This window comes from Hafnia psychrotolerans, from assembly GCF_014639435.1.
Classification (GTDB): domain Bacteria; phylum Pseudomonadota; class Gammaproteobacteria; order Enterobacterales; family Enterobacteriaceae; genus Ewingella; species Ewingella psychrotolerans.
Window position 1 is genome coordinate 198,740 of sequence record NZ_BMFZ01000004.1, and the last position, 9,799, is coordinate 208,538.

The 9,799-nt window shown below is 54.3% G+C and carries 13 protein-coding genes; 10 read left to right on the forward strand and 3 right to left on the reverse strand.

The window, feature by feature from the left end:
• Position 1: 1 nt before the first annotated feature.
• Genes phnH through phnP form a run of 9 tightly spaced genes read left to right on the forward strand, consistent with a single transcriptional unit; the run spans position 2 to position 7,213 of the window.
• The gene (phnH, locus tag IEV89_RS09230; protein WP_188472765.1) at positions 2-583 is read left to right on the forward strand and encodes a phosphonate C-P lyase system protein PhnH; all 582 of its coding nucleotides are present in this window, start codon (positions 2-4) and stop codon (positions 581-583) included.
• A complete protein-coding gene (locus IEV89_RS09235) occupies positions 583-1,677 on the forward strand; it encodes a carbon-phosphorus lyase complex subunit (RefSeq protein ID WP_188472768.1) in 1,095 nt (364 codons plus the stop codon). The genes phnH and IEV89_RS09235 overlap by 1 nt, the downstream gene beginning before the upstream one ends.
• Entirely contained in the window at positions 1,664-2,539 is an 876-nt protein-coding gene (locus tag IEV89_RS09240) for an alpha-D-ribose 1-methylphosphonate 5-phosphate C-P-lyase PhnJ (protein ID WP_188472770.1), read from the forward strand. The genes IEV89_RS09235 and IEV89_RS09240 overlap by 14 nt, the downstream gene beginning before the upstream one ends.
• Complete coding sequence (gene phnK, locus IEV89_RS09245; RefSeq protein WP_188472772.1) at positions 2,539-3,330, forward strand: phosphonate C-P lyase system protein PhnK; 792 nt, start codon at positions 2,539-2,541, stop codon at positions 3,328-3,330. The genes IEV89_RS09240 and phnK overlap by 1 nt, the downstream gene beginning before the upstream one ends.
• Positions 3,331-3,359: 29 nt before the next feature.
• Positions 3,360-4,067: a phosphonate C-P lyase system protein PhnL gene (gene phnL / locus IEV89_RS09250; protein ID WP_188472774.1), complete on the forward strand. Its 708-nt coding sequence runs from the start codon at positions 3,360-3,362 to the stop codon at positions 4,065-4,067.
• Positions 4,064-5,200 carry an alpha-D-ribose 1-methylphosphonate 5-triphosphate diphosphatase gene (gene phnM, locus IEV89_RS09255; RefSeq protein WP_188472775.1) on the forward strand — a complete coding sequence of 379 codons (1,137 nt, stop codon included), beginning with the start codon at positions 4,064-4,066 and terminating at the stop codon, positions 5,198-5,200. Before phnL ends, phnM begins: the two co-directional genes overlap by 4 nt.
• 9 nt (positions 5,201-5,209) lie before the next feature.
• Positions 5,210-5,800 (forward strand): ribose 1,5-bisphosphokinase, encoded by a 591-nt coding sequence (gene phnN, locus IEV89_RS09260; protein ID WP_188472777.1) that lies wholly within the window; start codon positions 5,210-5,212, stop codon positions 5,798-5,800.
• On the forward strand, positions 5,793-6,431 hold the full coding sequence (locus IEV89_RS09265) for an LbetaH domain-containing protein (protein ID WP_188472779.1): 639 nt from the start codon (positions 5,793-5,795) through the stop codon (positions 6,429-6,431). The genes phnN and IEV89_RS09265 overlap by 8 nt, the downstream gene beginning before the upstream one ends.
• 32 nt (positions 6,432-6,463) lie before the next feature.
• On the forward strand, positions 6,464-7,213 hold the full coding sequence (gene phnP / locus IEV89_RS09270) for a phosphonate metabolism protein PhnP (protein ID WP_188472781.1): 750 nt from the start codon (positions 6,464-6,466) through the stop codon (positions 7,211-7,213).
• Between the two features lie 3 nt (positions 7,214-7,216).
• Here the strand turns inward: phnP and IEV89_RS09275 are convergent, their stop codons facing one another.
• Together IEV89_RS09275 and IEV89_RS09280 are read right to left on the reverse strand one after the other, a co-directional pair.
• On the reverse strand, positions 7,217-7,855 hold the full coding sequence (locus IEV89_RS09275) for a Rossmann-fold NAD(P)-binding domain-containing protein (protein ID WP_188472783.1): 639 nt from the start codon (positions 7,853-7,855) through the stop codon (positions 7,217-7,219).
• A gap of 80 nt (positions 7,856-7,935) precedes the next feature.
• A complete protein-coding gene (locus IEV89_RS09280) occupies positions 7,936-8,394 on the reverse strand; it encodes a YhbP family protein (protein ID WP_188472785.1) in 459 nt (152 codons plus the stop codon).
• A 91-nt stretch (positions 8,395-8,485) separates the two neighbouring features.
• On the opposite strand from IEV89_RS09280, the gene IEV89_RS09285 reads away from it, so the two are divergent.
• Positions 8,486-8,815 (forward strand): GIY-YIG nuclease family protein, encoded by a 330-nt coding sequence (locus tag IEV89_RS09285; RefSeq protein ID WP_188473268.1) that lies wholly within the window; start codon positions 8,486-8,488, stop codon positions 8,813-8,815.
• Positions 8,816-9,558: 743 nt separating this feature from the next.
• On the opposite strand, the gene IEV89_RS09295 is transcribed toward IEV89_RS09285, so the two are convergent.
• A partial coding sequence (locus IEV89_RS09295; protein WP_188472789.1) for a helix-turn-helix domain-containing protein occupies positions 9,559-9,799 on the reverse strand: 241 nt, incomplete at its 5' end.

Below are 9,799 nucleotides of genomic sequence, written 5' to 3' on the forward strand. Positions count from 1 at the left end.
CATGACACTTGTTGCCAGTTTTCAACACCCGGTAGCTGACGCCCAGTTCAGCTTCCGCCGTATTTTAAAAGCGCTGAGTGAGCCAGGAGTCTGCGTCAAACTGCCCGCGATGGCAGGCTTTGGTGCGCTAGGTTCAGCCAGCGCCTGCGTGCTACTGACTCTGATTGATCAGGACACGCCGCTGTGGATCAGCCGCTCACTCAACGATGACATTCTACGCAAGAATCTGCGTTTCCATACCGGTGCGCTACTGACTGAAGATCCGTCATCGGTCAGCTTTGCATTGACCGATCCGGCACTCGATAACGCAACACTGATGGCATTTGCCTGCGGTGATGAAATGTCGCCGGAGCTATCGACCAGCGTCATCGTGCAGCTTGAAGGTTTATCCGGCGGAACACCGCTGCGCCTGACCGGCCCCGGTATTGAATCCGAACGAATCGTCACGCTAAAACTGCCGGATGCGGTGCGTGATTACCTGCTTAACCGTCCTCATCGTTTTCCGCTCGGGCTGGACTTTATGTTCACCTGCGGTGATGAACTCATTGCGCTGCCGCGTACGACACGCGTGGAGGTTTGCTGATGTACGTAGCCGTTAAAGGGGGCGAAAAAGCCATTGTGGCCGCCCATCAGCTGCTGGCGCAAGAGCGCCGAGGCAATCCCGATGTGCAGGAACTGGGCTGTGACCAGATCGAACAGCAACTGGGTCTGGCCGTTGATCGCGTGATGAGCGAAGGCGGGATTTATGACCGCAAGCTGGCCGCGCTGGCCATTAAACAGTCCGGCGGAGATTTGGTGGAAGCTATTTTCCTGCTGCGCGCCTACCGCACCACACTGCCCCGTCTGGCCACCAGCCAGCCGCTGGACACCCAAAATATGCGCCTTGAGCGACGTATTTCCGCCGTCTACAAAGACTTACCCGGCGGCCAGGTACTCGGGCCAACCTATGACTACACGCACCGTCTGCTGGATTTTGCCCTGCTGGCGGAAGGCGAAGCGCCACTTACGCCGCTGGCCGACGAAACCCTGCCAGACAATTGCAGCCACGTGTTTGATCTGCTGACGCGCCAGCAACTGGCGGTGCAAGAGGAAGACGACGGTGCTGAACCGGAAGATATCACCCGGACACCGCCGGCTTACCCGGCTTCTCGCGCCGCTCGTCTGCAACAACTGGTACGCGGCGACGAAGGTTTTTTGCTGTCGCTAAGTTATTCCACTCAACGCGGTTATGGCCGTACTCACCCGTTTGCCGGTGAAATTCGAACAGGCTGGCTGACGGTGGAAATCGTGCCGGAAGAGTTAGGTTTTGCGATCGATATCGGCGAAATTCTGCTGACAGAATGCGAAATGGTGAACGGCTTTGTGACGCCAGAGGATAAACCACCGCACTTCACCCGCGGTTACGGGCTGGTATTTGGCCGCGCAGAACGCAAAGCCATGTCAATGTCGCTGGTCGATCGTGCATTACAGACCAAAGAGTACGGCGAGCAGATCAGCAGCCCGGCACAGGATGAAGAGTTTGTTCTGTCGCACGCCGATAACGTCGAAGCCGCCGGTTTTGTTTCCCATCTCAAACTGCCGCACTACGTCGATTTCCAGGCTGAACTGGAACTGCTTAAGCGCCTGCGTCAGCAGTATGACGCCTCATCACAGGATCCCGATAATGAAAAACAGTGAACCGAACACGGCAATCATCACGGGTTATAACCAGGGTTATCTCGATGAGCAGACCAAGCGCATGATCCGCCGTGGGATTTTAAAAGCCGTGGCGATCCCGGGTTATCAAGTGCCCTTTGCCGGACGTGAAATGCCGATGCCTTATGGTTGGGGCACCGGTGGGATCCAGCTGACGGCCAGCGTGGTCGGTCAGCAAGACGTGCTGAAAGTGATCGACCAAGGCGCTGATGACACCACCAATGCGGTGTCGATCCGTAAATTCTTCCAGAGCGTTGCCGGTGTAAAAACCACCGAAAAAACCGTCGATGCGACGCTGATTCAGACCCGTCACCGCATCCCGGAAACCCCGCTGGCAGAAGATCAGATCCTTATTTTCCAGGTGCCGATCCCCGAACCGCTGCGTTTTATTGAACCGCGTGAAACCGAAACCCGAAAAATGCACGCGCTGGAAGAGTACGGCGTGATGCAGGTGAAACTGTATGAAGACATCGCCCGCTTCGGCCACATCGCTACCACTTACGCTTATCCGGTGAAAGTGAATGACCGCTACGTGATGGACCCGTCGCCGATCCCGAAATTTGATAACCCGAAAATGCACATGATGCCCGCGTTGCAACTGTTCGGTGCCGGGCGTGAAAAACGGATTTATGCACTGCCGCCGTTCACCAAGGTAGAGAGTCTGGACTTCGACGATCACCCTTTCACCGTGCAGCAGTGGGACGAACCCTGTGCCATTTGCGGCTCGAGCCACAGTTATCTCGACGAAGTGGTGCTCGATGACCTCGGCAACCGCATGTTTGTCTGCTCAGATACCGATTTCTGCGCCCAACAGGTCGACCTTCAAGATAAGGCCAAACACTGATGAATACCCCTCTCAAACCCAACGGTGAACCGCTGCTGTCGGTCAACAATCTGACCCATCTGTATGCACCCGGCAAAGGCTTCAGTGACGTTTCATTCAATCTCTATCCGGGAGAAGTGCTGGGTATTGTCGGCGAATCGGGCTCGGGCAAAACCACGCTGTTGCAATCGATTTCAGCCCGTCTTGCGCCGCAGCAAGGCAAGGTTATCTACAATAACGGCCAGCAACCGGCCCGCTCTTTATATGACATGCCAGAAAGTGATCGTCGTCGCCTATTACGGACTGACTGGGGCGTGGTGCACCAACATCCTATGGAGGGTCTGCGTCGCTCGGTCTCGGCAGGTGGCAACATCGGTGAACGCCTGATGGCGATCGGTGAGCGCAACTACGGCGAGATCCGCAAACAGGCTACGCAATGGCTGGAAGATGTTGAGATCCCGGTATCGCGTCTGGACGACATGCCAACCACCTTCTCAGGCGGTATGCAGCAACGTCTGCAAATTGCCCGCAATCTGGTGACCCACCCACGACTGGTGTTTATGGACGAGCCGACCGGCGGTCTTGATGTCTCGGTGCAAGCGCGTCTGCTGGATCTGTTGCGGACTCTGGTGGTGGAAATGCAACTGGCGGTGGTGATTGTCACCCACGATTTAGGCGTTGCCCGCTTACTGGCCCATCGTTTGCTGGTGATGAAGCAGGGTCAAGTGGTGGAGAGTGGTTTAACTGACCGCGTGCTCGACGACCCACACCATCCCTATACGCAGCTTCTCGTTTCTTCCGTGCTGTCTTAATTTCCCGACGTTCCTGAAGAGTGACCAAAATGACGACAAAGCTTAAGGTCGAAAATCTCAGTAAAACCTTTGTACTGCACAACCAGAACAGTGCGCGCCTGCCGGTATTCAATAATGCCAACCTGCAAGTTGACGCGGGAGAGTGTGTGGTGTTGCACGGCCACTCAGGCAGCGGAAAATCTACGTTGCTGCGCTCGCTGTACGGTAACTATCTCCCCGACAGCGGCCACATCTGGGTTGAACATCAGGGCCAGTGGATTGATATGGTGAGTGCGGAAGCGCGGGAAATTCTTGCGGTTCGTCGCCATAACGTCGGCTGGGTCAGCCAGTTTTTACGGGTCATCCCGCGGATCAGCGCGCTGAATCTGGTCATGCAACCGCTAATGGAACTTGGCACCGACAAGGCCGAATGTGAAGTCCGCGCCAGCCGCCTACTGAGCCATCTCAACGTGCCGGAACGCCTGTGGCACCTTGCGCCCTCGACCTTTTCCGGCGGCGAACAGCAGCGCGTGAATATCGCTCGTGGCTTTATTGTCGACTATCCTATTTTATTGCTCGATGAGCCGACTGCCTCACTCGATGCCACTAACCGCGCTGCGGTAGTGACATTGATTGAACAAGCTAAACAGCGCGGCGCGGCCATTGTTGGGATTTTTCATGATGCCGACGTGCGCGATCGCGTGGCGGATCGCCTGTATGAAATGACTCCGGCAACGGCGGTGGAGATAACAGCATGATCATCAATAACGTCAATCTGGTACTGGAAGATCAGGTCGTCAAAGGGTCGATCGAGGTACAAGACGGGGTGATCAGCGCCTTTGCTGATACCGCCAGCCAGTTGCCACAGGCGATCAACGCAGAAGGCAGTTGGTTACTGCCTGGTCTGATTGAACTGCACACCGATAATCTGGATAAATTTTTCACTCCGCGCCCGAAAGTAGACTGGCCGGCACATTCGGCGATGAGTAGCCACGACGCATTGATGATCGCCAGCGGTATCACGACCGTGCTGGATGCCGTGGCCGTCGGCGATGCACGCGATGGCGGCCACCGTCTGGATAACCTGCAAAAGATGATCAACGCGGTGGTCAATAGCCAAAAAGCCGGGCTGAACCGCGCCGAACACCGTCTGCATCTGCGCTGCGAGCTGCCGTATGAAAGTACCCTGCCGCTGTTTGAAAAGCTGATGGATACCGAAGTGCTGTCGCTGGTGTCGCTGATGGACCATTCACCAGGCCAACGCCAGTTCGCCACGCCGGCCAAATATCGTGAATATTATCAGGGTAAATACAACCTGAACGATGATCAGATGGAAGCGTTCCAGACCGAACAGATTGAGAACTCGCGACGCTGGGCACAACCTAACCGTGAAGCCATTGCGGCGCACTGCCGTCGTCTGGGGATCTCCCTCGCCAGCCATGACGACGCCACCACCGCGCACGTTGAAGAGTCGCTGGCGCTGGGCAGCGTGATTGCCGAATTCCCCACCACTGAAGAAGCCGCACGGGCATCGCACGCCCTTGGGCTGCAAGTGTTGATGGGGGCGCCAAATATTGTTCGCGGCGGCTCACATTCCGGCAATGTCGCGGCGCATCATTTAGCGTCACTGGGTATTCTCGACATTCTGTCCTCGGATTACTATCCGGCCAGTCTGCTGGACGCCGTTTTCCGGATTGCTCAGGATGAGGGCAACGCGTTCACTCTGCCGCAAGCCGTTTCGCTGGTGACCCGCAATCCGGCCAAAGCACTGCGCTTACAAGATCGTGGCATCATTGCCGAGGGCAAACGCGCCGATCTGGTGCTGGCAAGAGCACATGACCATCACCATTACGTCCAGAATGTCTGGCGTCAGGGTATTCAGGTCTTTTAAGGGGCTGGCATGACGGTTTTAGTCTATCTGATGGGGGCTTCCGGTTCCGGTAAGGACAGCCTGCTTGATGCGCTGCGCTATGCTTTGCCCGCCGGATTGGTGGTAGCACATCGTTACATCACCCGATCGGCCGACGCTGGCGCGGAGAACCATATTGCGCTGCACGATGACGAATACCAGCAACGGCGTGAACAGGGACTGTTCGCCCTCGATTGGCAGGCGCACGGCTGCTGTTATGGCGTTGGTATTGAGATCGACCACTGGATGGCGCAGGGCTGTAACGTGGTGGTTAACGGGTCGCGCGCACATTTGAGCCAGGCAGTGCAGCGTTACGGTCAGCGACTGTTGCCGGTTTGTTTGCACGTTTCGGAGAACGTATTAGTACAGCGTTTACAGCAGCGCGGACGCGAAAATGAGGAACAGATCCGCCGCCGTTTACTGCGTGCTGCGCAGTACGCCAACGGGCTGCCCGCCAATTGCCAACGGCTGGACAACGACGGGGATCTGCATGAAACCCTGTCAGCATTTTTGCGTCTGCTCGCGCAGCCTGTGCCAGCCAATATTGATAGCATCACATATCAAAAGGTGAGCCATGAGTGACATCATTGAAGCCCGGCAGAACAATACTGAAGAACGCTTAGCTGAACCGAAGATCGGCGTGAATGTCGTGATCAACCAGTCCAGCCTCGGCCAATATGTGCATATTTCTGATGACGCGATCCTGGAAGAGAGCGAGATTGGCGACTACTCCTACACCGCCGGGCATAACCAGATCTTCTACGCCAGCATCGGTAAATTCGTGTCTATTGCCAGCTATGTCCGCATCAATCCTGGCAATCACCCGACCTACAACCGAATCGCTCAGCACCACTTTACCTACCGCGCCTCGGCTTATGGGTTGGGGGAAGACGATAACGCGTTCTTCGACTGGCGCCGCGCGCATCACGTTACCGTTGGCCATGACGTATGGGTCGGTCATAACGCAGTGATCATGCCCGGTGTGACGGTGGGCAACGGTGCGGTGATCGGCACCTCAGCCGTGGTGACGAAAGATGTCGAACCTTATTCTATCGTGGCGGGCGTGGCGGCAAAAAAGATCGGCATGCGGTTTGACGACGCGTTGATCGAAAAGATCGAACGCAGTCAGTGGTGGGACTGGGATCACGACACGCTGAAAGCGCGTATGGCGGATTTTTGCGATCTGGATCTTTTTGTCGAAAAATATCTCTGACCGGTTATCGGTTAACTTCTGAAAGGAAAATCATGCAACTGACGTTTCTCGGTACCGGCGGTGCGCAACAGGTACCGGTCTTTGGCTGCGACTGTGCAGCCTGCCTTCGGGCGCGGCAAAACCCGGCTTTTCGGCGCCAACCCTGTAGTGCAAAGCTCGACTATGCGGGGGAAGTTACGTTAATTGATGCGGGATTGCCGGAGTTAGCGCAACAGTTTACTGAGGGTGAAATTCAGCGTTTTTGGCTTACACATTACCATATGGATCACGTTCAGGGGCTATTTACGTTGCGCTGGGGAGTGGGAAATGCGATCCCCGTCTATGGCCCACCGGATCAAAATGGCTGCGATGATCTGTTCAAACATCCCGGTATTCTGGATTTTCAGCCGCCATTTCAGCCGTTTACTGCCTGCCAGTTCGGCGGTATTGAGCTGATACCGTTGCCGCTCAATCACTCAAAAATCACCTTCGGATATTTAATCAAAACGGAACGTGCGACCCTGGCCTATTTGACGGATACCTCAGGTTTGCCGCTGGCGACAGCCCGATTTTTAGACGGCGTAACACTCGATGCGCTGATCCTCGATTGCAGCCATCCGCCGCGTGATATTGCGGATAAAAACCATAACGATATCCATCAGGCTCTGGCGATCCACCGTCAGTTAACGCCGCAAAAAACCTATCTGACACACATCAGTCACCACCTGGATGTGTGGTTAATGGACACCGCGTTAGAGGACAACGTGATCATCGCTCATGATGGGCTGCGTCTTGAGTGGTAATCGTCACTCGCGAGCGATAGCGGCAAGCTGATTGGATTCGAGTACGGTAATCCCGCCTAAACCGGCGTTGAATGCCTGCTGATGCAGGGCTTTGGCAACATCCACCGCCTCAATGGCTTTCCATTTCCCAGGCAGCAGTTTGAAAACCGGCGTGCAGAGTTGTTCGAGCAGACGCGGCGGTTGGCGTTTGCCCACCAGCAACGAAGGTCGGGCCAGCGTCAACAGCGGCCACGCCTGCTGGATAAGCGCCTGTTCCATCTCACCTTTGGTCCGATTATAGAGAAAACGTGATGCGGCATTGGCCCCGTTGGCGCTCAGCACCAGGCAATGTTCGGCCCCCAACTGCCTGGCCGCTTTAGCACTGTTGACCACCAGATCAAAATCCACTTTGCGGAAAGCGTCGGCGCTGCCTGCTTGTTTACGCGTCGTCCCCAGACAACAGAAAAACAGATCGATAGGCAGATCCAGCGCGGTGATCAATGCAGATAGATTTTCACCGACCGGATTCACCTGTTTGTTTAACGGCGGTAAAGCCCGGCGAGTGGGGGCAATCACCTGACTGACGCGTGAGTCCTGCTGTAAAAGCCGCAGCAGCTCCCCGCCAACCAGTCCGCTGGCACCCAGTAAAAGTACCTTTGCCATAGTCTCTCCTTATGTTGATCCAACGAGTTAGTTTCCGCTTAACCGTTCCGATGCCCATAGGCGGTCTCCGCTTGCAGCGATTATCGCACCGCACTGTCCTCCGCCTGGTCACGCTGCCACATCAGTTTTTTGCCAAATCCCAATGTATTATCGGTCATTTTTATCTGGTTGAGTTTCAACGCCCAGACTGGCGCTTTCATCGTCGCCGCGATGGGGAAATCTTTGCAGTACAGAGAACGTGCTGCGGTTTCTGCCTCGCCGGTAAGAATAAAGGCTTCGCCGCGATACTGAATGCCTTTAATTAACGCGATAGTTTTCGGTTGTGGCGCAATCGTGCCGACCACATGAGGATTTTTGTGCATCAGCGTGCCATGCAGGGTTTTCAGTTCGCTCATAAAAAAAAGTGTCATGGTGCTGATATCCGCCACGTAGAAGCAATTGGCGCTCCATATGTCGCCGTCGGCGGTGGCGCACAAGGCTAAGAGGTGCTGCTTGCTGAGAAATTTGCTGATATGTTTTAGATCCTCTGCATCATTCATGCCCTGCTCCTTAAAATTCCTGACCACCAGTTTAGCGCGCTATGGCACCCGTGAGGTAAACTTGCTCGACCCTTCCCTGCCGCGAGTTGACATGTCCACCACACCTGAACCCACACCTTGGTTTTTATATATGCTGCGCACGCCGTCCGGCATGTTGTATACCGGCATCACCACCGATGTGGAACGCCGTCTGGCCCAGCACCAGTGTGGTAAAGGTGCCAAAGCGTTACGCGGTAAAGGCATGCTGGTTCTGGTCTTCCACTGCGCAGCAGGCGACCGTTCGCTGGCGTCAACGCTGGAAAGCAAAGTGAAGAAATTGAGCAAAATACAAAAAGAGAAGCTGGTGAGTGAGCAACCCACCAGCCTGAATATGTATTTGGGACTACAACCTCAGTTGTTACCTGTTACCCAAATTTCATAGCCAGACGCAGAACGTGGCGCGCGATACCCGTGAGTTAAAAAAGGCCGCACAGCGCATTTAGATTCCTTTCAAATTTATATGCGGCGATTATAGCGCTGGCTTTCATCAGCCCGCTGATTCACCACCAATGATCAAAAGCCACGCTAATGCGCAGCCTGAGAAAACAAAAAACCCGCACATTGGCGGGTTCATAAAATGTCTAGAATTAAAAATGTGGTCCTTGCCCCACCCGGCGCTTATCTCCGGCACTCTTAATGGCTTAGCTCTTGAAGGGGAAAATTTATTCTCTCAGAATTTTCTTAATGAAATTTAGCAATACTTGCTAAATTTACTATTACTCGACTAACCAAATACCACGCTGTGATCCAGACCAGTAAATCAACCGAATAGGCCTACCATGGCAAGCGCCGTTGAAGCCGTTGTCGTTGATACCGGCTCGGACAGACATTGATAAACCCCTTAACCGTGTAACTAACACGCCTGCACGGGCAAATTCGCACATTGCAGCCTGAGTGACGAAGGTGCCGGTTCCGAGCATAACCACCGTGGTATTCGCCATGGGGATAATATACTGACTATTTTTAACACCAATAACACGTTCAAACCAATAACAATTCGTCTTTTGAAGAGATAATCACAAATGAAATACATGGAGGCTTTAAATATAAAAAACAATACGTTATGTCTATTTAAATGGCGTAATTTCTCACGCCATTTAACCTATTCAAGGTGATGACTTACTTTTACGATGCCGTATCACTGGAACGGGGTTTTCTGTCGATCATTTTACGGGTATGCAGATCATAATAGCGGCTGGGCCAAATCGTGGAAGGCGGAACACCAATCGCTTTACTGATTATTAACTCCCCTTTTGGCCATGGCCGTGAAAGTGCATTCGCCAGTGTAGAAGAGCTCAGCCCGGCATTACGTGATGTCGCGGCTAATGTAGTGCCTTTCTTACGCAGCGCGGCAATAATATCGGCG